This is a genomic window from Pseudomonas anuradhapurensis, assembly GCF_014269225.2.
In the GTDB taxonomy this organism is placed as follows: Bacteria; Pseudomonadota; Gammaproteobacteria; order Pseudomonadales; family Pseudomonadaceae; genus Aquipseudomonas; species Aquipseudomonas anuradhapurensis.
In genome coordinates this window covers 1,394,622-1,417,141 of record NZ_CP077097.1, presented here as the reverse complement: position 1 = coordinate 1,417,141, position 22,520 = coordinate 1,394,622, and the positions used below count along the sequence as shown (strand labels likewise).

13 protein-coding genes, 4 tRNA genes and 1 pseudogene are annotated in these 22,520 nt (G+C 64.3%); 8 read left to right on the top strand and 10 right to left on the bottom strand.

All coding sequences use genetic code 11. The features are described 5' to 3' along the window. Positions 1–109: 109 nt before the first annotated feature. Positions 110–4,135 (bottom strand): bifunctional nitrate reductase/sulfite reductase flavoprotein subunit alpha, encoded by a 4,026-nt coding sequence (locus HU763_RS06480; protein ID WP_186689576.1) that lies wholly within the window; start codon positions 4,133–4,135, stop codon positions 110–112. Between the two features lie 310 nt (positions 4,136–4,445). Here HU763_RS06480 and HU763_RS06475 point away from each other — a divergent pair, with 310 nt between their 5' ends. Further along, positions 4,446–5,531 carry an AraC family transcriptional regulator gene (locus HU763_RS06475; protein ID WP_338052984.1) on the top strand — a complete coding sequence of 362 codons (1,086 nt, stop codon included), beginning with the start codon at positions 4,446–4,448 and terminating at the stop codon, positions 5,529–5,531. Between the two features lie 81 nt (positions 5,532–5,612). On the opposite strand, the gene HU763_RS06470 is transcribed toward HU763_RS06475, so the two are convergent. The 4 genes from HU763_RS06470 to HU763_RS06455 form a co-directional block, all read right to left on the bottom strand. Continuing rightward, positions 5,613–5,689: transfer RNA gene (locus HU763_RS06470), tRNA-Asp, on the bottom strand. A gap of 13 nt (positions 5,690–5,702) precedes the next feature. Then, positions 5,703–5,778, bottom strand: a tRNA-Val gene (locus HU763_RS06465). A 169-nt stretch (positions 5,779–5,947) separates the two neighbouring features. After that, positions 5,948–6,024, bottom strand: a tRNA-Asp gene (locus HU763_RS06460). A 13-nt stretch (positions 6,025–6,037) separates the two neighbouring features. Beyond that, positions 6,038–6,113 (bottom strand) — tRNA-Val (locus HU763_RS06455). Positions 6,114–6,329: 216 nt separating this feature from the next. Here HU763_RS06455 and rdgC point away from each other — a divergent pair. From rdgC to sugE, 3 genes are all read left to right on the top strand, one after another. Further along, complete coding sequence (rdgC, locus tag HU763_RS06450; RefSeq protein ID WP_170028750.1) at positions 6,330–7,250, top strand: recombination-associated protein RdgC; 921 nt, start codon at positions 6,330–6,332, stop codon at positions 7,248–7,250. 179 nt (positions 7,251–7,429) lie between these two features. Beyond that, the gene (locus HU763_RS06445) at positions 7,430–8,407 is read left to right on the top strand and encodes a bile acid:sodium symporter family protein (protein WP_186689577.1); all 978 of its coding nucleotides are present in this window, start codon (positions 7,430–7,432) and stop codon (positions 8,405–8,407) included. 170 nt (positions 8,408–8,577) lie between these two features. Then, positions 8,578–8,895, top strand: a complete 318-nt coding sequence (sugE, locus tag HU763_RS06440; protein WP_170028748.1) for a quaternary ammonium compound efflux SMR transporter SugE — start codon at positions 8,578–8,580, stop codon at positions 8,893–8,895. Between the two features lie 9 nt (positions 8,896–8,904). Here sugE and HU763_RS06435 read toward each other — a convergent pair whose 3' ends face one another. Continuing rightward, the gene (locus tag HU763_RS06435; RefSeq protein ID WP_186689579.1) at positions 8,905–10,782 is read right to left on the bottom strand and encodes a 1-acyl-sn-glycerol-3-phosphate acyltransferase; all 1,878 of its coding nucleotides are present in this window, start codon (positions 10,780–10,782) and stop codon (positions 8,905–8,907) included. Between the two features lie 238 nt (positions 10,783–11,020). On the opposite strand from HU763_RS06435, the pseudogene HU763_RS25000 reads away from it, so the two are divergent. Continuing rightward, a pseudogene (locus HU763_RS25000) lies at positions 11,021–12,085 on the top strand (methyl-accepting chemotaxis protein); the annotation flags it as partial. After that, positions 12,077–12,940: a methyl-accepting chemotaxis protein gene (locus tag HU763_RS24995; RefSeq protein ID WP_372241563.1), complete on the top strand. Its 864-nt coding sequence runs from the start codon at positions 12,077–12,079 to the stop codon at positions 12,938–12,940. The pseudogene HU763_RS25000 and the gene HU763_RS24995, both read left to right, overlap by 9 nt. Before the next feature lie 98 nt (positions 12,941–13,038). Here HU763_RS24995 and HU763_RS06425 read toward each other — a convergent pair whose 3' ends face one another. The 3 genes from HU763_RS06425 to HU763_RS06415 all read right to left on the bottom strand — a co-directional run bounded on the left by HU763_RS06425 (position 13,039) and on the right by HU763_RS06415 (position 16,027). Beyond that, positions 13,039–13,872 carry an amidohydrolase family protein gene (locus HU763_RS06425; RefSeq protein WP_186689583.1) on the bottom strand — a complete coding sequence of 278 codons (834 nt, stop codon included), beginning with the start codon at positions 13,870–13,872 and terminating at the stop codon, positions 13,039–13,041. A 24-nt stretch (positions 13,873–13,896) separates the two neighbouring features. After that, positions 13,897–15,171 (bottom strand): MFS transporter, encoded by a 1,275-nt coding sequence (locus HU763_RS06420; protein ID WP_186689586.1) that lies wholly within the window; start codon positions 15,169–15,171, stop codon positions 13,897–13,899. Between the two features lie 124 nt (positions 15,172–15,295). Continuing rightward, complete coding sequence (locus HU763_RS06415; protein WP_186689588.1) at positions 15,296–16,027, bottom strand: GntR family transcriptional regulator; 732 nt, start codon at positions 16,025–16,027, stop codon at positions 15,296–15,298. Between the two features lie 206 nt (positions 16,028–16,233). On the opposite strand from HU763_RS06415, the gene HU763_RS06410 reads away from it, so the two are divergent. Beyond that, positions 16,234–17,412 carry an MFS transporter gene (locus tag HU763_RS06410; RefSeq protein WP_186689590.1) on the top strand — a complete coding sequence of 393 codons (1,179 nt, stop codon included), beginning with the start codon at positions 16,234–16,236 and terminating at the stop codon, positions 17,410–17,412. Between the two features lie 183 nt (positions 17,413–17,595). Continuing rightward, positions 17,596–21,072, top strand: coding sequence for a hybrid sensor histidine kinase/response regulator (locus HU763_RS06405; protein WP_186689592.1), 3,477 nt, complete (start codon positions 17,596–17,598; stop codon positions 21,070–21,072). Here HU763_RS06405 and HU763_RS06400 read toward each other — a convergent pair. Next, positions 21,044–22,417: a DNA recombination protein RmuC gene (locus HU763_RS06400; protein ID WP_186689625.1), complete on the bottom strand. Its 1,374-nt coding sequence runs from the start codon at positions 22,415–22,417 to the stop codon at positions 21,044–21,046. The genes HU763_RS06405 and HU763_RS06400 overlap by 29 nt on opposite strands. Positions 22,418–22,520 lie beyond the last annotated feature (103 nt).

The following is a 22,520-nucleotide window of genomic DNA, read 5'->3' as shown; positions in this document are numbered from 1 at the left end:
TGGCACAGCTTCACAGGGCGGTGAGATAGCTGTGGAAACTGGCTTGCCGGTGATAGCACCAGCGCAGTTAACGCACATTCCAAGTGCATCACTCCCCATCTTGGCGCATTCAATACACATCCCGCCGATACCGCTTGGCCTTGCCCAGCGCCTCGACATAAGCCGCAGCTGCCGCCGCATCCATGCCCCCATGCTCGGCCACGATCACCCGCAACGCCGCCTCCACATCCCTGGCCATGCGCTGCGCATCACCGCACACATAGAAGTAAGCCCCCGCCTGCAGCCACTGCCAGAGCTCCGCGCCGCGCTCCAGCATGCGCTGCTGCACATAGATTTTCTGCGCCTGGTCCCGCGAGAAGGCCGTGTCCAGGCGCAAGTGCCCTGTGGTCTGCCAGGCCAGCAACTGCTCCCGGTAATAGAAATCGGTGGCCGCGTACTGTTCACCGAAGAACAGCCAGTTGGCGCCTTTGGCTCCGCGCGCCTCACGTTCCTCGAGGAAGGCCCGGAACGGCGCAATGCCGGTGCCGGGGCCGACCATGATCAGCGGCACACTGTCGTCCTCGGGCAACCGGAAGTGCTTCGACACCTGCGGGAAGATCGCCACCTTCAGTGACTGCGCGCGGTCGGCAAGGAAGCTTGAGCACACGCCTTTGCGTGAGCCATAGCGCACCGTGGACACGGTCAGGTGCACTTGCCCAGGGTGCGCCAGCGGGCTGGAGCTGATCGAGTACAACCGCGGCTGCAGCGGTTTGAGCAGCTCGAGCCAGCTGGCCAGCGGCAGTTGCTGCGGGAAGGCATGCAACACATCGACCAGTTGCCGACCCCACAGCCAGTCCTGCAGCTCGGCCTTGCACTCGGGCTGCAGCAGCCGCTGCAGGTCCGGGGCATTGCCGGCAAACACCTGCAACTGTTGCGGGGTGACCTTGGCGATTTCCAGGTGCGCTTGCAGGGCTTCTATCAACGGCATGGGAGGCTGGTTTTTCAGCTCGATCATGGCCTGGCCATCGAGCTGCATCAGCGCCAGCAGTTCGTCGACCAGAGCCGGGCAGTTGCGCGGCCACACCCCCAGGGCATCACCCGGGGCATAGCTCAAGCCGCTACCGCTCAGGTCGAACACCAGCTGACGGGTTTCCTTGCTGGCGCCCGCGCCGTTGAGCAGGCGGTTCTCCAGCACGCTAGCAGCCCAGGGTTGCTGCTTGCTGCAGGCCACCGCCGGTGCGGCTTCGCTGCGCGGCTGCGGCGCAGCGACACTGCCCAGGGTTGGCAGCAGCGCATCGAGCCAGGCAGCGAAGGCATCGTCGTAATCCGGCTCGCAATCGACCCGTGGCAGCAGGCGTCGCCCACCCAGCTCGGCCAGGCGCTGGTCGAGCTTGCGGCCAAAACCGCAAAACTGCTGGTAACTGGAATCGCCCAGGGCCAGCACGGCATAGGGCAGTTCGGCACAATGGGCGCCCTCCTCGCCTTGCAAGGCACGCCAGAACGCCGCTGCGCTATCCGGCGCATCGCCATCGCCGAAGGTACTGGCAATCAACACCACGCTGGCAGCGCCTTGCAGTTGATGTGGGCTGACCGCATCCATGCAATCGAGCTGCACAGCGAGGCCAGCAGCGCGCAGGCGCTCGGCACAACGCTCGGCCAGCCGCTCGCCATTGCCGGTCTGCGAGGCCCAGAGTACCTGGTGGCGAGGGGCTGCCAGCGTGGCTTGGTGCCCTGGCGCAGGCTGGGCGAACAGCCCGGCCAGCAAGCCATCGACGAACAGCCGACTGTTGCCGGCCAGCGGTGCACTGGCTGGCAGGCACGGCACAGCCTCGCTAGCGGCCTGCTCCAGGCCCAGCAGGAAGCCTTGCAGATAGTGGCGTTGTTCCTCGGCCAGCACCGGCACTGGCAGCGTGTCCAGGCCAAGCACACGGGCCAGGACGGCGGTCGGCCTGCAGGCTGGCTGCGCAATGGCAGTGTCCAGTTCAAGCGCCTCGATGCGTTCACCGGCGGCCCGCTCCAGCTGCACGGCACAATGCTTGAACGCCGGCTGCAACGACAGTGGATCGACCGCATCGCAGGTGACGGCATTGATCGCCAACTGATCGCCAACCAGGTCGTTCCAGTGAAACGGCGCAAAGCAGTTGCCCGGCATCACCCGGTCGCTGATACGCGCAGGCAGCACGGCTTGCCCCCGGCGCGAGCGGATGGCGACCTGGTCGTTTTCGGTGATGCCCAGCCGCGCGGCATCTTCGCGGTGGAGCTCGACGAAAGGGCCAGGCTCGAGTTTGTTCAGCGCCGGCACCTTGCCGGTCTTGGTCAGGGTGTGCCACTGATGCTGCACACGGCCGGTATTCAGTACCATGGGGTAATCAGCATCGGGCAATTCCGCCGCTGGCAGCCAGGGCCGGGCGAAGAAGCGCGCCTTGCCGCTGCTGGTGGCAAAGGCCAGTGCCGGGCGTTCGCCGTGGGCATCGTGCACCAGCGCCTGGCTGCTGCCATCGTTGCAGTAGCGTAACGGGCTGCGCGGGTTGTCGCGGCCTGGCGCGCAGGGCCACTGGCGCGGTTGCTCGCGCAGTTCGGCATAACCGATGCCACGCAGGTCGTAGCCGGTTGCGGGGTTGTGGAAGCGGCGGATCTCTTCGTACACCGCTTCGGCATCGGGGTAGTCGAAGGCCTCGGCGTAGCCCATGGCGCAGGCGACCCGGGCAATGATCCGCCAATCCGCCAGGCTCTGCCCGGGTGGCGCGACAGCGCGCGGCATCAGGGTCAGGTTGCGCTCGCTGTTGATCATCACGCCCTCGCCTTCGGCCCACAGCGCGGCTGGCAGGAGGATGTCGGCATAGCGGTTGGTTTCAGTGTCGAGAAAGGCGTCCTGGGCGATCACCAGTTCGGCCTGGCGCAAGCCCTCGATCACTTGCTGGCGATTGGCGACGCTGGCCACCGGGTTGCTGCAGATGATCCAGCAGGCTTTGACTTCCCCCGCCTTCATCTGCTGGTACAGGGCGATGGTGCCCTCGCCTTCCTCTACCCGCAGGCTGCCAGGCGCCAGGCCCCATTGCCGCTCGACGAAGGCCCGGTCTGCCGCTACCAGCGCCGAGCGCTGGCCCGGTAGCCCGGCGCCCATGTAGCCCATCTCGCGGCCACCCATGGCATTCGGCTGGCCGGTCAGCGAGAACGGCCCGCTGCCGAGGCGGCAGATGGCACCGGTGGCCAGGTGCAGGTTGCACAGCGCGTTGCTGTGCCAGGTGCCGTGAATGCTCTGGTTCAGGCCCATGGTCCAGCAACTCATCCAGTTGTTGGCGGTACCGATCCATTCGGCAGCCTTGATGAGGTCGGCCTCGGCCAAGCCGGTGATGGCGGCCACGCGTTGCGGGGTGTAGTCGTCGAGAAAGCCGACCAGTTCGTCCCAGCCTTCGGTATGGCGGGCGATGAAATCGGGGTCGGTATGGCCGTTGCGCTGCAGCAGGTGCAGCAGCCCGTTGAGCAAGGCCAGGTCAGTGCCGGGGCGCACCTGCAGGAACAGGTCGGCCTTGTCGGCGGTGGCACTGCGCCGCGGGTCGACGACAATCAGCTTGGCGCCCGCCTTGACCCGGTCGAGCAGGCGCAGGAACAGGATCGGGTGGCAGTCAGCCATGTTGGCGCCGATCACCAGGAACACATCAGCGTGGTCGAAATCCTGGTAGCTGCCGGGCGGGCCATCGGCGCCGAGCGAGAGCTTGTAGCCACTGCTGGCGCTGGCCATGCACAGGCGTGAGTTGGACTCGATATGACGGGTGCGGATGAAGCCCTTGGCCAGCTTGTTGGCCAGGTACTGGGCTTCCAGCGACATCTGCCCGGACACGTACAGCGCCACGGCATCGGGGCCGTGCCGGTCGAGGATGCCGCGCAGGCGTGCGGCGGCCTCGGCAATGGCCTGGTCGATGCCGGTACGTGCCGGCTGCTGGTTGCGCTGCTGGCGTACATAGGCGTCGGCCAGGCGCCCGGCGGCGCTCAGCGGCAGGTGTGCGGTAAGGCCCTTGGTGCACAGGCGGCCGAAATTGCTGGGGTGCTGCTTGTCGCCGCTGATCTTGGCGACCTTGCCATCGACAACGCTCATGACGATGCCGCAACCAACGCCGCAATAGGGACAGACGCTGCGTACTTCGCTGTTGGCCATGGGGCGGGCTCCTGTTGGAACGCAAAAAGGCGCCGGCTGCCCGGCTTGCTTGGCAAGCGGGGCAACACGGCGCCTTTGTCGTGAAATGTTGCGGGCTGTCGACGTTGATAGCCCAGGATGGAGGGGAAACAGCAATTTGTGGGCCAGCTGTGCCGCCCTTTCGCGGGCATGCCGGCGCGCCCCAGGATTTCGCAAGGCCTGGGGGCGCAGCAGCACTGTGGGGGTGGGCTGGGCGGCGAAGATGCCGGCACTGGTGGCGCACCATGCAATGGCACGCGCGGGCATCCTGGCGCCATGCTGGAGCACATTCATGCTGATGGCAGCGGGTAGACTAGCTTTTGCAACGCTGGAAGCGTTCTACTGCGCTGCAACCCGTGAGCCGCTACTTTTCCAATCCGAGGCTAGTGTTTGCGCCATGACGACCGCCCCCGCCGCTCAGGCATCACGCGCTGAGTACACACGACGCATGAATCGCGTGCTCAACTATATCGATGCTCACCTGGAGCAACCTTTGGATGGCGCAGCACTCGCCGACGTCGCCAATTTTTCACGTTTTCATTTCCATCGGCTCTTCGCTGCCTGGATGGGCGAGACCCTGGGCAACTACATCCGGCGCAGACGGCTGGAGAATGCAGCCCTGCGCCTTTCCGCCAGCAGCCATGAAACAGTGCTGGAGACCGCCCTGGCTTCTGGCTTCAATTCGGCTGAGGCATTTGCACGGGCCTTCAAGCTCAGGTTTGGCTGTACGCCATCGGACTGGCGGGCCAATGCTCCGCAGCGAGCAGCAGCGCTGGTTGCAGCCATTGGCCAGCATCGCGCTGATGGAGAGAGCAATCCTGATCAGGTTGCGAGCAATGTGGATCAGGCACACCAGGGCGCATTCGCTGATGCTGTCGTCTCCTGTCCATTGGCAAAGGATCCCGCCATGAATGTACGCATCATCGATTTACCGGCAACGCGCGTGGCCTACCAGCGCCTGATCGGCCCCTACGGCCCCGCCATCGGCGAGTTCTGGCGCAACAAGATGACGCCCTGGATGTACTCGCACGGTTTCAGCGAAGGCGTTTGCTACGGTATCGGTCATGACGACCCGTCCATCACGCCCGCCGACAAGTGCCGTTATGACGCTTGCGTCGAGGTGCCAGCCGATTTCGTCAGCAGCGGTCAGGCAGACATCCAGACCCTGCCGGGAGGGCGCTATGCGCTGTCGAGCTTCAAAGGGAGGGTGGAAAACATCGCTGACGCCTGGACGCGGCTGCTTCGCGAGTGGATGCCGTCCAACGGCCTGCAGTGTGACGACCGCCCGTGCTTTGAAAGATTTTACGCCGCTACGGCATTCAACCCGCAAACCGGTGAGTTCAGCTGCGACATCTGCATTCCGGTAAAGGCGCTGTAGAAGCGCAGAAACAAAAAAAGCGACCCGAAGGTCGCTTTCTTTGTGACTTCCGGGTGTTCAGTAGGCCCTGGAAGTGGAATATGGCGCAGCGGACGGGACTCGAACCCGCGACCCCCGGCGTGACAGGCCGGTATTCTAACCGACTGAACTACCGCTGCGCTAAACATCGAGTGGTGGGTGATGACGGGATCGAACCGCCGACCCTCTGCTTGTAAGGCAGATGCTCTCCCGGCTGAGCTAATCACCCATGTGTCTCGGTGTGGCGCGCATTCTACGGACGACTTCGCGCTGTGGCAAGCACTTATCGATTTTTTTGCAAATTTCGATAAACACCAAAAAACAGACACAAAAAAAGCGACCCTAAGGTCGCTTTCTCTGTTGCTTCCGGGTGTTCAGTAGGCCCTGGAAGCGGAATATGGCGCAGCGGACGGGACTCGAACCCGCGACCCCCGGCGTGACAGGCCGGTATTCTAACCGACTGAACTACCGCTGCGCTAAACATCGAGTGGTGGGTGATGACGGGATCGAACCGCCGACCCTCTGCTTGTAAGGCAGATGCTCTCCCGGCTGAGCTAATCACCCTTCGTCTCGGTGTGGCGCGCATTCTACGGACGGCTTGCTACCCTGGCAAGCGTTTTTTGAACTTTTTTCAAAAAAAATTCCAGATCTTTCAAAGACCTAGCGCTGCCGGGCATTTTCCTGGCATGCAGATAGCTGCTGGCCCTCTGACAGGGTTGGCCTCGGAGCACCGCTCGGAGAATAATGCCCGCCTTATGCATTAAGGAGAGATTGCCCCTCATGTGGTTCAAGAACCTGCTGACCTACCGCCTGACCCAGGAAGTCCCGTTCGAGCCTGAAGCGCTGGAAGCGGCCCTGGCCAGCAAGCCGGCCCGCCCCTGCGCCAGCCAGGAGCTGACCACCTATGGTTTCGTCGCGCCATTCGGCAAGGGCGAAGACGCTCCCCTGGTGCATGTCAGCGGCGAGTACCTGCTGATTGCCGCGCGCAAGGAAGAACGCATCCTGCCCAGCAGCGTGGTCAATGACGCGGTCAAGGAAAAGGTCGAAGAGATCGAGACCGAGCAGATGCGCAAGGTCTACAAGAAGGAACGCGACCAGATCAAGGACGAGATCATCCAGGCCTTCCTGCCGCGCGCATTCATCCGCCGCTCGATGATCTTCGCCGCCATCGCCCCGCGCCTGGGGCTGATCCTGGTCAACTCGGCCAGCGCCAAGCGTGCCGAAGACCTGCTGTCGACCCTGCGCGAAGTGATGGGCTCGCTGCCCGTGCGCCCGGCCACGGTGAAGATCGCGCCAACCGCCACCATGACCGACTGGGTCAAGTCGCAGCAGGCCGCCGAAGGCTTCTACGTGCTGGACGAATGCGAACTGCGCGACACCGCCGAAGACGGTGGCATCGTGCGCTGCAAGCGCCAGGACCTGACCGGCGAGGAAATCCAGCTGCACCTGAGCACCGGCAAGGTGGTCACCCAGCTGGCCCTGGCCTGGCAGGACAAGCTGTCGTTCGTGCTGGACGACAAGATGGTGATCAAGCGCGTGAAGTTCGAGGAGCTGCTGCAGGAGCAGGCCGAACAGGATGGCGGCGATGAAGCTGCACAGCAGTTCGACGCCAGCTTCCAGCTGATGATGATGACCTTTGCCGAGTTCCTGCCGGCGCTGTTCGAGGCGCTGGGTGGCGAGGAGATTCCGCAAGGGGTCTGACGGCCATGGAATGCCGGTGCTGGCATGGGGAAGATCCTCGGACAGCACCGGCCCAAGCGCCGGCAAGCCAGCTGCCACAGGTACGGCACAGGTCTGATATTGGGCCGTACCTGTGGCAGCTGGCTTGCCGGCGATTGCGCCCTTGAAATTACAAAGCCATAACAAAAAGGACTTGCCCCATGCGTGCCCTCGCCGCCCTCAGCCGCTTCGTCGGCAACACCTTCGCCCTGTGGGTACTGGTATTCGCCGTGCTGGCCTTCCTGCAGCCACAATGGTTCGTCGCCCTCAAGGTGGCCATCGTGCCGCTGCTGGGCCTGGTGATGTTCGGCATGGGCCTCACCCTCAAGCTCGACGATTTTGCCGCCCTCGCCCGTCAGCCCTGGCGGGTGATGCTGGGCGTGGTCGCGCACTTCGTGATCATGCCGGGCATGGCCTGGCTCCTGTGCCAGCTGTTCCAGCTGCCGCCGGAAATCGCCGTAGGCGTGATCCTGGTCGGCTGCTGCCCGAGCGGCACGGCGTCGAACGTGATGGTCTGGCTGTCACGGGGTGACCTGGCGTTGGCGGTGGCGATTGCCGGAGTGACTACCCTGCTCGCGCCGCTGCTGACCCCGGCACTGATCTGGTTCCTCGCCTCGGCCTGGCTGCCGGTATCCTTCATGGACATGTTCTGGTCGATCCTGCAGCTGGTGATGCTGCCGATCGTGCTCGGCGTGCTGGCCCAGCGCCTGCTCGGCAGCAAGGTGCAGGCGGCGGTGCAGGTGCTGCCGCTGGTGTCGGTGGTCAGCATCGTGATGATCGTCTGCGCAGTGGTGGCGGCCAGCCAGGCGAAAATCGCCGAGTCCGGGTTGCTGATCATGGCCGTGGTAATGCTGCACAACAGCTTCGGTTATTTGCTCGGTTACCTGACCGGCAAGCTGTGCAAGCTGCCGCTGGCCCAGCGCAAGGCGCTGGCGCTGGAGGTAGGCATGCAGAACTCCGGCTTGGGCGCGGCCCTGGCAGCGGCGCATTTCTCGCCATTGGCGGCGGTGCCGAGCGCGTTGTTCAGTGTTTGGCACAATATTTCCGGGGCGCTGCTGTCGACCTGGTTCCGGCGCATGGGTGAGCCTGTGGCTGAAGCTGAAGCTGAAGCTGAAGCTGGGGAGCCTGCCAGGCATTGATGCTGCCCGCGCTGGGCCGCTTCGCAGGTATCCGCGCGAAGAGGCCCAGCGCAGGCTTGCCCAGAGAACTGTCTGCGTGCACCATGGTGCCCACTGTGAGGACGACCTCACGACGCAGCGCGTGATCATCCCGGGGACGGCCCCATCCTTCGCAACGATGGAGACGCACCATGTCCTGGATCATCCTGTTCTTCGCCGGCCTGTTCGAGGTTGGTTGGGCGGTCGGCCTGAAATACACCGATGGCTTCAGCAAGCCGCTTCCCACCGTACTCACCGTCGCCGCCATGGCCATCAGCCTGGGCTTGCTGGGCCTGGCCATGAAGGAACTGCCGCTGGGCACCGCCTACGCCATCTGGACCGGCGTCGGCGCGGTCGGCACGGTGATCGCCGGCATCCTCCTGTTCGGCGAGTCGATGGCCCTGGTACGCCTGGTCAGCGTGGCGCTGATCATTGCCGGCCTGGTCGGCCTGAAAGTCAGCGCCAGCTGACACCCGCCACTAGCGCAGGTCGCCGCGCAGGCGGCTGACCTGCTCACGCAACGCTTCTGGTTGCGCGGCCTCCACCGGGATGGCGGCGCCTGCCACGATGGTTACCCGTGACCACAGGCGCTTGAAAAAGCCCTTGCCCGGGTCACGGCTGAAGAAGCTGCCCCACAGCCCCTGCAAGGCCAGCGGAATCACCGGTACCGGTGTTTCTGCGAGGATGCGGTTGACGCCGCCCTTGAACACATCGATTTCACCATCCCCGGTCAGCTTGCCCTCCGGGAAGATGCACACCAGCTCGCCATCCGCCAGGTACTCGGCAATCCGGCTGAAGGCGCGCTCGTAGGTGGCCAGGTCTTCGTTGCGCCCGGCAATCGGGATGGCACCTGCGGTGCGGAACACGAAGTTGAGCACTGGCAGGTTGTAGATCTTGTAGTACATGACAAAGCGGATCGGCCGACGGATCGCCCCACCGAGCAGCAGCGCGTCGACGAACGACACGTGGTTGCACACCAGCAATGCCGCACCTTGCTCGGGAATGCGCTCGAGGCCGCGGTGCTGCACGCGGTACATCGAATGGCTGAGCAGCCAGATCAGGAAGCGCATGGTGAACTCGGGCACGATCCTGAAGATATACACGTTCACCGCGATATTGAGCAGCGACACCACCAGGAACAGCTGCGGGATGGTCAGCTTGGCCAGGCCCAGCAGGGCAATGGTGAGCAGCGCCGATACCACCATGAACAAGGCATTGAGAATGTTGTTGGCGGCGATCACCCGGGCACGCTGGTCTTCGGCAGTGCGCGCCTGGATCAGCGCATACAGCGGCACGATATAGAAGCCACCGAACACGCCAAGGCCGACGATCGACAGCAGGATCCACCAGGCCTGGCCCATGCCCAGCAGCGCCAGCCAGTCGTGCGCCGTCGCGGCAGCTGGCACATCGCCGGAGTGCCACCACCACAGCAGGCCGAACAGGCTCAGGCCGAACGAGCCGAACGGCACCAGGCCGATTTCCACCTTGCGCCCGCTCAGCCGCTCGCACAGCAGCGAGCCCAGGGCGATGCCGACCGAGAACAGGGTCAGCACCAGGGTCACCACCGTACCGTCACCGTGCAGCCAGTCCTTGGCATAGGCCGGGATCTGGGTAAGGTAGATGGCCCCGACGAACCAGAACCACGAGTTGCCGACGATCGACCGCGACACCGCCGGCGGCTGGCCCAGGCCCATGCGCAGGATCGCCCAGGACTGCCTGAAGATGTTCCAGTCCAGTGGCATTTGCGGCGAAGCGGCGGCAGCCCGCGGGATCCAGCGGCTGGCCAGGTAGCCCAGCAGCGCCGTGCCGACCACGCCGCCGGCCACCACCGTGGCATAGCTGTCGGCCGACATCATCACCCCGGCGCCGATGGTGCCGGCGAGGATGGCCAGGAAGGTACCGGTTTCCACCAGCCCGTTGCCGCCGACCAGTTCTTCTTCGCGCAAGGCTTGCGGCAGGATCGAGTATTTCACCGGGCCGAACAGCGCCGAATGCGTGCCCATGCCGAACAGCGCCACCAGCATCAGCGCCAGGTGGTTGGTGATGAAGCCGAGCGCGCCGACCGCCATGATGGCGATCTCGGCCAGCTTGATCGCGCGGATCAGCGCGTCCTTGGCGAACTTCTCGCCAAACTGCCCACCCAGCGCCGAGAACAGGAAGAACGGCAGGATGAACAGCAAGGCGCACAGGTTGACCCAGATCGAACGGTCGCCGTCGCCCAGGCTGAGCTTGAACAGGATCGCCAGGATCAGCGACTGCTTGAACAGGTTGTCGTTGAACGCACCCAGCGACTGGGTGATGAAGAACGGCAGGAAACGCCGCTTGCCGAGCAAGGTGAATTGCGAGGAATGACTCATCGTCCTTGGTCCTGAGGGCTTTTCGATTGGAGGCTTGCCAGGCGCGGCAAGCCACAAATCTGCATGGGAAATGGGTTGGCTGGCAAGCGCCGGCTAAACATAGCCAAGTGCCATTATTTTTGCGCTGCACGATCAAGGTTGCGTCGCACCCGCCGACAATTCATATAGATGACTATATCCGACAGAAAAAACAGACCTCCGGTCTCCTCCAATACACAAGAAAGGGGCTCAGCAGTTTATGTTTACCTGGTTCGGCGACCTGAGAATCGCCAATAAGCTCTTCCTCGGTTTCGGTCTGGTGCTGTGCCTGACCTTAGCCCAGTCGCTGATTGGCTGGGACGCGCTGGGCAGCCTGGTGCGCCGCAGCCAAGTGGTCAGCGATGTATCCGCCCTCAACGATGCACTGGGCGACTTACGCGTAGCGCGCCTGCGCCATGCCATGGCTAACGGCGACGAAAACGAAGGCAAGGCACTGCAGGCGGCACTGGATGCTTTCCAGAAACCGTTGGACAAACTGCGCAGCACGTTGGTGAAGCCGCAAAACCTGGCGCTGCTCGGCCAAGCTGACCAGGCCCTGCAGGCGTATGCCGGCAACCAGGCGCTGAGCTTCGCGTCCTACCAGAAAATGCGCACCGCACAGAAGGACATGGGCGTGCTGGCCACACAGTCGTTCAGCAGCATCGAGCGCATTCGCGAGCAGGTCCGCGCCCTGCCCGATGCCGAACTGCGTTTTGTGCGCAGCGAAGCGATCAACCAGATTCGTGAAAACCTGATCCTTCTGCGCTACCACGTGCGTGGCTACACCGGGAACACCAACACCGATACCGAAAAGCTGATGAACGCGCAGGTCGCCACCACGGTAAACGACCTGCCTGGACTGGTAGCCACATTCAACGGTCAGTTCGCCGGGGAATTCGACCAGTTGATCCGACAGGTGCGCGCCTATGCCGACGCCGTGGAAACATTCCGTGGCGAGGTGAGCAAGCTGGTGGCCTACCGTACGGCGATGGGCAATGACGTGGAAACGCTCAATGGCTTGATCGGCCAATTGCTCGATGCCCAGGCTACGTCAGTGGTCGAGGACAGCCAGTTCGCCAAGACCCTGCAGATCGTCACCACCCTGCTCGCCCTGCTGGTTGGCGGGTTGGCCGCAGTACTGATCGCCCGCCAGGTCAGCGCGCCGTTGCGCCAGGTGCTGAAGGCCATGGAGCAGGTGGCTGCGGGCGACCTCGGCGAACAGCCGAACAGTACCCGCCGCGACGAGGTGGGCCAGTTGCAGAACGCACTGCAGCGCATGACCGGCAACCTTCGGGCATTGATTACCCACGTGCGCGACGGCATTTCGCAGATTGCCAGCGCTACCGAAGAGCTGTCGGCCATCACCGAACAGACCAGCGCCGGCGCCAACAACCAGAAAGTCGAAACCGACCAGGTGGCCACCGCAATGCAGGAAATGGCCGCCACCGTGCACGAAGTGGCAAGCAATGCCGATGAAGCTTCGCAGGCCGCCAGCGCTACCGACGACGAAGCCCGCGCAGGCGACAACGTGGTCAGCCGCGCGGTGGCGCAGATCGACCGCTTGGCCAACCAGGTAGGCGCCACCGGTGAGGCGATGAATGCGCTGCGCAGCGAAAGCCAGCGTATCGGCAAGGTCATGGATGTGATCAAGGCGGTGGCCGAGCAGACCAACCTGCTGGCGCTGAATGCTGCCATCGAAGCGGCCCGGGCGGGTGAAGCCGGGCGTGGTTTTGCGGTGGTGGCAGATGAGGTACGCAGCCTGGCCCAGCGCACCCAGGCGTCTACCGAGGAGATCGAGCAGGCGATCGGCAGCCTGGAACAAGGCACGCGTTCGGTCAGCGAATTGATGGAAGAAAGCCAGAGCTTGACTGCGAGCAGTGTTGCGCTGGTGCGCGAGGCGGGGCAGGCGCTGGAAGGGATAACCCAACGGGTTTCCGGGATCCAGTCGATGAACCAGCAGATTGCCGCAGCATCAGCGCAGCAGAGTGCGGTGGCTGAAGGGATCAGCCGCAGTGTGGTCAGGGTGCGGGATATCTCCGAGCAGACGGCGGAGGCGAGCCAGCAGACATCGGCGTCCAGCGTGGAACTGGCGCGCCTGGGTGGCCAGTTACAGCAGATGATCAGCCACTTCAGGCTGTAAGCTGCGAATCGCTGTAGGTTTTTTGCAGGAACGGCCTGGTGTCGCGAAAAGGCCGCTCCTGCGCGGACCGTACTGCTCAAGAGGTAGCAGTCAACCGCCTACTCGAAACCAAACAAAGCCCGCGCGGTATCCCCCAACAGGGCTCGACGCAATTGCGCCGAGCAGCCCAAGGCCTCGAACTGTTCGACAGCAGTACCGAAGCTTACCGCCGACTCATGCTGGGTATGCGGCCAGTCACTGCCCCACATCAAGCGCTGCGCACCATAATGCGCCTCCAGCGCACACAGTGCCGAACGGGCAAACGCCAGATTTTCCTCGGCCGAGCCTTCCAGCCGATAGATGCCCGAAACCTTCACCCACACCTTGCCCTGCCCTCCCAGGGCCAGCAGTTCGGCAAATCCAGGTTGCCCCAGCCCACGGCGGGCATCGGGCCGGCCGAAGTGGTCGATCACGATGTCCAGGCCATAAGGTTGCAGCGCCCGCACCAACGCCGGGATATCGGCTATCTGCCGGTGCAGCTCCAGATGCCAGCCCTGCTCGCCAATGCGCTCGAGCAACGGCCGCCATCCGGCGTCGGTCAAGTCAGGCAGCGTCTGGCCCATGAGGTTCAGGCGTACACCACGCACCCCCAGCCGGGCCATTTCATCCAGGCTCTCACGCTCGACGTCATGCTCCAGCATCACCACCCCGCGCAGCTGCCCCGGCATGGTTTGCAGGGCACTGAGCAGATAGCGGTTGTCAGTACCGAGGAAGCTGGGTTGCACCAGCACGCCATGGCTGAAACCATGAACCTGCAACTGGCTCAGGTAGTCACCCAGCGGCGCATCGTAGCTGGGCGCGTAGCGCCGCTCGCTGGCAAGGTTCAGCCAGCGGCTGAAGACATGGGCGTGGCTATCGATGGCGGTGAGGTATGCAGCAGGAGCGTCGGGCATGGTTCTCATATAGACAATGTCAGGTTACTTGGCGACCGCGCCGGCCATTTCCGGAGCGGGTGTGGATTCGAGGTTGCGACCACGAGTCTCCGGCAGGCACAGGGCGGCGATCACGGCCACGCCATAGGCGATACCGGCGTCGATGCCGATGGCACTGCCCAGTGACATCGACTCGCTCATGTGGCCGACCAGGAACGGGAATACCGCCGACAGCACGCGGCCGAAGTTGTAGCAGAAGCCCACCCCGGCACCACGCACTTCCGCCGGGTAAAGCTCGTTGAAGAACGCGCCCAGGCTGGCCGGGATGCCGGCGGCGAAGAAACCCAGCGGGAAGCCGAGGAACAGCATCTGCGTGTTGCTCAGCGGAAAGAACACGTAAGCCTGCACGGTCAGCACGCAGCACAGGGCGAACAGCAGGATGTTCTTGCGGCGGCCGATGCGGTCGATCAGCAGGCCACTGACCACGCAGCCACACCAGAAGGCCACGATGATCACTGCCAGGTAGCCCCCGGAGTTCAGCACCGAAAGGTTGCGTTCGGTCTTGAGGAAGGTCGGCAGCCAGGTCATCACCGCGTGGTAGCCACCGTGGGCACCCAGGCCAAGCAAGCCGCCGAGCAGGGTCACGCGTAGCAGTTCCGGGCGGAAGATGCCGGCCATGGAGCGGAAGAAGCTGGTGGGGATGGCGTTTTCTTTCTGCAAACGCTGGAAGCTGTCCGGCTCAGGCACGTTGCGGCGCACCCAGATGATCAGCAACGACGGCAGCAAGCCGACGAAGAACATCACCCGCCAGGCGAATTCCTGCGGCACCAGCGAGTAGATCAACGTGAACAGCGCCACCGCCAGCCCCCAACCTACGGCCCAGGCGCTCTGTACTGTACCCATGACCTTGCCGCGGTATTTCGGGTTGATGGTTTCCGCCATCAGCACTGCGCCAGCAGCCCATTCGCCACCGATGCCGAAGCCTTGCATGGCCTTGACGAACAGCAGTGGGTAGAAGCCGGTGACGAACGCCGAGAGGAAGGTGAAGGACGAGAACCAGAGAATCATCCACTGCAAGGTGCGCACGCGGCCGTAGCGGTCGGACAGGGTGCCGCCCAGCCAGCCGCCGATTGCCGAAGTCACCAGGGTCAGGCCGCTGATCAGGCCGGCGTCGCCCTTGGTCAGGGAGAACGCGGCAATCAGCGCGGGGATGGCCAGGCCGAACATCTGCACTTCCAGCGCATCGAGCGACCAGCCGCCGAAGCAGGCCCAGAATGTCTTGCGCTCCCGTGAGGTGATCTGACGATACCAACTGAACATGATTGTTATCCTTCTGGTTGTGTGTGTTACGGCCGGGCGTGCACAAGCGCTGGCGACCGCGCAGGCAAAGCTACTGCGCCGTGGCAGCGCGGCGCAGATGGGGTAACCGGGGGAAGCGGCCGGCTTAGCGGATGTCGATGCGGTAGCGGAAGTGCTGCGCATGACCACGCGAGCGGCGCCATTCCAATGGCTTGCCGGCGTAGTCACGGGCCAGGCGCTCGATCACCACCACCGGGCTATCGACCGGTAGTTGCAGCAGGCGGCCATGCACCGCGTCGACCGCCTCGGCGGTCAGGGTTTCTTCGGCGTAGGCGACCAGCTGCCCGCACAGCTCCTCGTAGATCGGGTATAGCAGCGGGCCCTTGCTGTTCAGGTCAACGTCGAGCAGCGGCTGGAAGGTCTGGCGCGGCAGCCAGATCTCTTCGGCCAGCACCGGCTGGGCGCCGAGCAGACGGGTACGGACGATGCGGATCACTTCGGTTTCCAATGCCAGCCCCAGCGCTTCGGCAACCGCCGAGGGTGCGGCCAGCGGCTCGATGGAAAGGATGCGGCTTTCTGGCACCACGCGTTCGCCATTGACGGCTTCGAAGCGGAAGAAACGGAAGAGCGAAGACTGGAACTGCGGCCGGCGGATGAAAGTGCCGCGCCCCTGCTGGCGCTCCAGCACGCCTTCGGCGACCAGCACATCGACAGCCTTGCGCACGGTGCCGACCGACATGCCGAACTCGTTGGCCAGGGCTGCTTCGGTCGGGATCGCCTCACCCGGGCGCCAGCGGTTGTTGGCAATCTGCGCGACCATATGGTCGCGCAGTTGTTGGTAGCGGGGCAGTCGAGCATCACCGGTCAGTGGGTGCATGGGTCTCGCTCTCGTCTTGTTATATAAACATATATATGAATTTTTCCAGAGTATTCCCCTTAGCTGACGGGCTGTCAATGCTCCACCTGTCGCCGGGGCCGTCGATGCTGATCGGCAACTCGAGGCACGCTTACCGGGATCGCGTGCACCTCGCGATATTGCTTATGCTTGTGCCCGGCATACATCAGCACAACAAGGATGTGGCAATGCTCGCCGCCATAAAGCGCTACCCGCACACCGTTCGCCTGCTCCTGCTCACTACCTTCACGCTCACCGTCGCTCGCGCCCTCACCCTGCCCTACCTGGTGGTCTACCTGGCCGACAACTTCCAGTTGCCGATCAGCCAGATCGGCCTGCTGATCGGCGGTGCGCTGATTGTCGCCTCGCTGTTGAGCCTGTATGGCGGCCACCTGGTCGATACCTTGCGCAACCACACGCTGGTCAGCGCTTGCACGCTGCTGTTCGCGTTGGCATTCGTCGGTGCCGTTGCCAGCCGCGCAGCGATGCTGTTTTTCATTTGCCTGGTGCTGATAAACCTGGCCCTGGCAGTGGTCGACATCGCCGCCAAGGCGGGCTTCTGCGCGTTGCTGCCAGTGGAAGAGCGGGCCGAGGTGTTCGCCATCAAGTACACCCTCAGCAACATCGGCTACGCTGCCGGGCCGCTGCTGGGCGTGGCCCTGCTGGAGCTGGACGGCCACCTGCCATTCATCGCCTCGGCCCTGCTTGGCCTGGGCATGAGCCTGGCCTACTGGCGCCTGGGCGACCGCGGTTTGCAGGCCAGCGCAGCGGACCAGCCCGGCGCCGGCTTCGGCCAGGTGGCTCTGGGCCTGGCCAGTGACCGTCGGCTGGTGTGCTTTACCCTCGGCGGGGTGCTGAGCGCGGTGGTGTTCGGCCAGTTCACTGCCTACCTGTCGCAGTACCTGGTGGTGACCAGCAGCCCGGGCGAGGCGGCACGCCTGGTCGGTTACCTGGTGACCACCAACGCTGTGACGGTGATTGCCTTGCAGTACCTGATCGGCCGACGCATCAGCCGCCAGCGCCTGATGCCCTGGCTGCTGGCCGGGATGGGCCTGTTCATCGCCGGGCTGCTGGGCTTTGCCCTGGCTGGGTCGACGCTGATGTGGTGCCTGGCGATGCTGGTGTTCACCCTGGGCGAAATCATTGTCATCCCCGCCGAATACATGTTCATCGACCTGATCGCACCGGAGCACTTGCGCGGGGTGTATTACGGCGCGCAGAACCTGTCCAACCTGGGGGCAGCGCTGGGGCCGGTGATGGTGGGATTTGCCCTGGTGCAGCTGTGGCCGGGGGCGATCTTCTACCTGCTGGTGTTGTCGGTGATACTGGCGGGGGTGTTCTATTGGCTGGGTACCCGCCGAGGGTGACGATGCCTGTGCCGGCTGCCACGCGGGTACCCTCGAACAGGAGCAGGCGCAGGCGCCGGCACAGGTTGCAGCTGCACCCTGCGACCACCTGCCACTGCGACCATGGTCTGCGCTGACGAAGCGGCACCTGCGTGCCAGACTGGTTGATCGGGACCGCGTTATCTTTTTTGCTTCGGAGTCTTCATGTCGTTGTCCAGCGGGCTGATCGCCGTGGTCGCCCTGGCCTATATGGCCATCATGTTCGCCATCGCCTTCTATGGCGACCGCCGCAGCACGCCGTTGCCGCCGAAACTGCGTGCCTGGGTGTACAGCCTGTCGCTGGCGGTGTACTGCACCAGCTGGACCTTCTTCGGCGCGGTCGGCCAGGCCGCCGAACAGCTCTGGGCGTTCCTGCCGATCTACCTGGGCCCGGTGCTGCTGTTGATCTTCGCCCCATGGGTACTGCAGAAGATGGTGCTGATCAGCAAACAGCAGAACATCACCTCGATCGCCGATTTCATCGCCGCACGCTACGGCAAGTCGCAGACCCTGGCGGTGGTGGTGGCATTGATCTGCCTGGTCGGCGTGTTGCCCTATATCGCCTTGCAACTGAAAGGCATCGTGCTGGGCGTGAACCTGCTGATCGGCGCCAGCGCCGACGCCACCGGCACCCGCGTGCAGGACACCGCGCTGGTGGTATCGCTGGTGCTGGCACTGTTCGCCATCGTTTTCGGTACCCGCAGCCTGGACGTGACCGAGCACCACCGTGGCATGGTCCTGGCGATTGCCTTCGAATCGCTGATCAAGCTGCTGGCCTTCCTTGCCGTGGGCGTGTTCGTGGTGTTCAACCTGTACGACGGCTTCGATGACTTGTTCAGCCAGGCCCGCCAGTCAGTCCACCTGCAGGACTACTGGCAGGAGACCATCAACTGGCCGTCGATGGTGGTGCAGACCGCCGTGGCGATGATGGCGATCATCTGCCTGCCACGGCAGTTCCACGTCACCGTGGTGGAGAACATCGAACCCCAGGACATGCGCCTGGCGCGCTGGGTATTCCCGATGTACCTGGCGTTGGCCGCGCTATTCGTGGTGCCCATCGCCCTGGCCGGGCAGATGCTGCTGCCGGGCACGGTGATTTCCGACTCGTTCGTCATCAGCCTGCCACTGGCCGAGGCCCACCCTAGCCTGGCCCTGCTGGCGTTCATCGGCGGCGCCTCGGCCGCCACCGGCATGGTCATCGTCGAGGCCGTGGCGCTGTCGACCATGGTTTCCAACGACATGCTGCTGCCCTGGCTGCTGCGCCGGACCAACGCCGAACGGCCATTCGAGGCGTTCCGCCACTGGATGCTGTCGGTACGCCGGGTGACCATCGTGGTGATCCTGCTGCTGGCCTACGTCAGCTACCGCCTGCTGGGCTCCACGGCCAGCCTGGCGACCATCGGCCAGATCGCCTTCGCTGCCGTGACCCAACTGACCCCGGCCATGCTCGGCGCGCTGTACTGGAAGCAGGCCAACCGCCGCGGCGTGTTCGCCGGCCTGGCGGCCGGCATCTTCCTGTGGTTCTACACCTTGGTGCTGCCGATTGCCGCGCACAGCGTGGGCTGGTCACTGCAGCTGTTTCCGGGGCTGGCGTGGCTGCATGGCAACCCGCTGAACCTGCCGATCAGCCCGCTGACCCAAGGCGTGGTGCTGTCGCTGGCGGGCAACTTCACGCTGTTCGGCTGGGTCTCGCTGTTATCGCGCACGCGGGTGTCCGAGCACTGGCAAGCCGGCCGCTTCATCGGCCAGCAGACCAGTGCCCGCCCCAGCAGCAAGCCGCTGCTGGCGGTGCAGATCGACGACCTGCTGACCCTGGCTTCGCGCTTTGTCGGCGAAGAGCGCGCGCGGCAGAGCTTCATCCGCTTCGCCTATCGCCAGGGCAAGGGCTTCAACCCCAACCAGAACGCCGACGGTGACTGGATCGAACACACCGAACGCCTGCTCGCCGGGGTGCTCGGCACCTCATCGACACGCGCCGTGGTCAAGGCCGCCATCGAAGGCCGCGACATGCAGCTGGAAGACGTGGTGCGCATCGCCGACGAAGCCAGCGAGGTGCTGCAGTTCAACCGCGCCCTGCTGCAAGGCGCCATCGAGAACATCAACCAGGGCATCAGCGTGGTTGACCAGAACCTGCACCTGGTGGCCTGGAACCGTCGCTACCTGGAGCTGTTCAACTACCCCGACGGGCTGATCAGCGTCGGCCGGCCGATTGCCGATATCATCCGCTACAACGCCGAACGCGGCCTGTGCGGCCCCGGCGAAGCCCAGGTGCACGTGGCCCGCCGCCTGCACTGGATGCGCCAGGGCCGCGCGCATTCATCGGAACGCCTGTTCCCCAATGGCCGAGTGATTGAACTGATCGGCAACCCGATGCCGGGCGGCGGCTTCGTCATGAGCTTCACCGACATCACCCCGTTCCGCGAGGCCGAGCAGGCCCTGCGTGAAGCCAATGAAAGCCTGGAGCAGCGGGTTGCCGAACGTACCTTCGAGCTGTCGCAACTGAACCAGGCATTGTCCGAAGCCAAGAGCCATGCCGAAGCCGTGAGCCAGTCGAAGACCCGCTTCCTGGCGGCGGTCAGCCATGACCTGATGCAACCGCTGAACGCTGCACGGCTGTTCTCCGCAGCCCTGTCGCAGCAGGCCGAAGGCATGAACGAAGAGGCCCGGCAACTGGTGCAGCACATGGACAGCTCGCTGCGCTCGGCCGAAGAGCTGATCAGCGACCTGCTGGACATCTCGCGCCTGGAAAACGGCAAGATCACCCCGGACCCCAAGCCCTTCGCCCTCAACGAACTGTTCGACACCCTCGGCGCCGAGTTCAAGGTGCTGGCCGCCGAAAAAGGCCTGGAATTCCGCCTGCGCGGCAGTCGCCTGCGGGTGGAGAGCGACATGAAGCTGCTGCGGCGGGTGCTGCAGAACTTCCTGACCAATGCCCTGCGCTACGGCAAGAGCCCGATCCTGCTGGGCGTACGGCGCCAGGGTGAACGCTTGTGGCTGGAAGTGTGGGACCGTGGCCCGGGTATCGCCGACGACAAGCTGCAGGTGATTTTCCAGGAGTTCAAGCGTCTGGACAGTCACCAGACCCGCGCCGAGAAAGGCCTGGGCCTAGGCCTGGCGATCGCCGACGGCCTGTGCCGGGTACTCGGCCACACGCTGGAAGTGCGCTCATGGCCGGGCACAGGCACGGTATTCCGCGTCAGCGTGCCGATTGCCCGCCAGGCTGCACCAGTTGCCAGTGCCCCGGCGGAACAGGCCGGTCAGCCGCTGGCCGGGCTGCACGTGCTGTGCGTGGACAACGAAGACAGCATCCTCATCGGCATGAACAGCCTGCTCAGCCGCTGGGGTTGCCAGGTGTGGACCGCACGCAACCAGGCCGAATGCGAAGCCTTGCTGGCCAAGGGCATGCGCCCGCACCTGGCGCTGGTGGACTACCACCTGGACGATGGCGAGACCGGCATCGGGCTGATGGGCTGGTTACGCGCGCGCCTGGGCGAACCGGTGCCGGGTGTGGTGATCAGCGCCGACGGCAGCAAGGAAACCCTCGCCATGGTCCACGCTTCGGGGCTGGATTACCTGGCCAAGCCGGTCAAGCCAGCGGCCCTGCGTGCCCTGCTCAATCGCCATCTGAGCCTGGTTCAGTAAGCACTTCTTCGGGCAATGCTTCGTCGGACAGCGCCCGCTCCAGCAAATCGGCCGGCAGGCTCTTGCTGGCGCGCGCCCCGAGCATTTTCAGCTGTTCGCTGCGGCTGACCAGGTTGCCGCGCCCTTCGCACAGTTTGTTGCGCGCGGCGGCATAGGCCTTGTCGACCTGCTGCAGGCGGCTGCCCAGCTCATCCAGGTCCTGGATGAACAGCACGAACTTGTCATACAGCCAGCCGGCGCGCTCGGCGATCTCGCGGGCGTTCTGGCCCTGGCGCTCCTGCTTCCACAGGCTGTCGATCACCCGCAGGGTAGCGAGCAAGGTGGTCGGGCTGACGATCACAATCTGCCGGTCGAAGGCTTCCTGGAACAGGTTCGGCTCGGCCTGCAGGGCGGCCGAGAAAGCCGCCTCGATCGGCACGAACAGCAGCACGAAATCCAGGCTGTGCAGGCCTTCGAGGCGGTTGTAGTCCTTGCTCGACAGGCCTTTGACGTGGCTGCGCAGCGACTGCACATGCTGCTTCAGCGCAGCGTCGTCGTTGCTGGCGACGAACTGCTGGTAGGCAGTGAGGCTGACCTTTGCATCCACCACCACTTGCTTGTCGCCGGGCAGCATGATCAGCACATCGGGCTGGAAACGCTCGCCGTCGCTGCTCTTCAGGCTGACCTGGGTCTGGTATTCGCGGCCCTTTTCCAGGCCGGCATGCTCCAGCACCCGCTCGAGGATCAGCTCACCCCAGTTGCCCTGGGTCTTCTGCCCCTTCAGGGCCTGGGTCAGGTTGGTGGCTTCGTCGGACAGGCGCAGGTTGAGCTGCTGCAGGCGCTCCAGTTCCTTGCCCAGCGAAAAGCGTTCGCGGGCTTCCTGCTGGTAGCTTTCCTCCACACGCTTTTCGAACGCCTGGATGCGCTCCTTCAGCGGGTCGAGCAACTGGCCGAGGTGCTGCTGGCTGGTCTGGGCGAAACGCTGCTCTCGCTCGTCGAAGATTTTCGTGGCCAGGTCGGCGAACTGCGCACGCAAGGTGTCCCGGGCTTCCTGCAGGTCTTCCAGACGCTGCTGGTGGCTTTCCTGCTGTTCACGCAATTCGGCGTCCAGGCGCGCAGTCTGGGCTTCCAGGCGGCGCAGTTCGGCTTCGCGGTTGGCGCGCTCAAGGCTCCAGGCGTGGGCGGCATCACGGGCGTTGTCACGGTCGATCTGGAGCAATTCCAGCTCACGGCCTTGGGCGGCCAGCTGGGCCTGCTTGACCGTGTTGGCTTCGCTGAGGTCACTGATCTCATCGCGGCTGGCCTCCAGCTGCGCCTGCAGGCCAGCCTGGGCCAACAGAGCGGCATTGAGGCGTTCTTCAAGCAACGCCTGTTCGGCCTGCCGCGCGCCTTGGCGGCGCTGTAACTGCATGATCCACCCCAGACAGGGCAAAGCCCCTGCCACCAAGCCCAGCAGAATGCTGGCCAGA

What these genes read in the sequence shown, in the direction of transcription:
- HU763_RS06435 (WP_186689579.1), bottom strand. Translation starts at nt 10,782, where the DNA reads ATGAGTCATTCCTCGCAATTCACCTTGCTCGGCAAGCGGCGTTTCCTG.
- HU763_RS06445 (WP_186689577.1), top strand. Translation starts at nt 7,430, where the DNA reads ATGCGTGCCCTCGCCGCCCTCAGCCGCTTCGTCGGCAACACCTTCGCC.
- HU763_RS06425 (WP_186689583.1), bottom strand. Translation starts at nt 13,872, where the DNA reads ATGCCCGACGCTCCTGCTGCATACCTCACCGCCATCGATAGCCACGCC.
- HU763_RS06405 (WP_186689592.1), top strand. Translation starts at nt 17,596, where the DNA reads ATGTCGTTGTCCAGCGGGCTGATCGCCGTGGTCGCCCTGGCCTATATG.
- HU763_RS06420 (WP_186689586.1), bottom strand. Translation starts at nt 15,171, where the DNA reads ATGTTCAGTTGGTATCGTCAGATCACCTCACGGGAGCGCAAGACATTC.
- HU763_RS24995 (WP_372241563.1), top strand. Translation starts at nt 12,077, where the DNA reads ATGACCGGCAACCTTCGGGCATTGATTACCCACGTGCGCGACGGCATT.
- rdgC (WP_170028750.1), top strand. Translation starts at nt 6,330, where the DNA reads ATGTGGTTCAAGAACCTGCTGACCTACCGCCTGACCCAGGAAGTCCCG.
- HU763_RS06480 (WP_186689576.1), bottom strand. Translation starts at nt 4,135, where the DNA reads ATGGCCAACAGCGAAGTACGCAGCGTCTGTCCCTATTGCGGCGTTGGT.
- HU763_RS06410 (WP_186689590.1), top strand. Translation starts at nt 16,234, where the DNA reads ATGCTCGCCGCCATAAAGCGCTACCCGCACACCGTTCGCCTGCTCCTG.
- HU763_RS06475 (WP_338052984.1), top strand. Translation starts at nt 4,446, where the DNA reads ATGCTGATGGCAGCGGGTAGACTAGCTTTTGCAACGCTGGAAGCGTTC.
- HU763_RS06415 (WP_186689588.1), bottom strand. Translation starts at nt 16,027, where the DNA reads ATGCACCCACTGACCGGTGATGCTCGACTGCCCCGCTACCAACAACTG.
- sugE (WP_170028748.1), top strand. Translation starts at nt 8,578, where the DNA reads ATGTCCTGGATCATCCTGTTCTTCGCCGGCCTGTTCGAGGTTGGTTGG.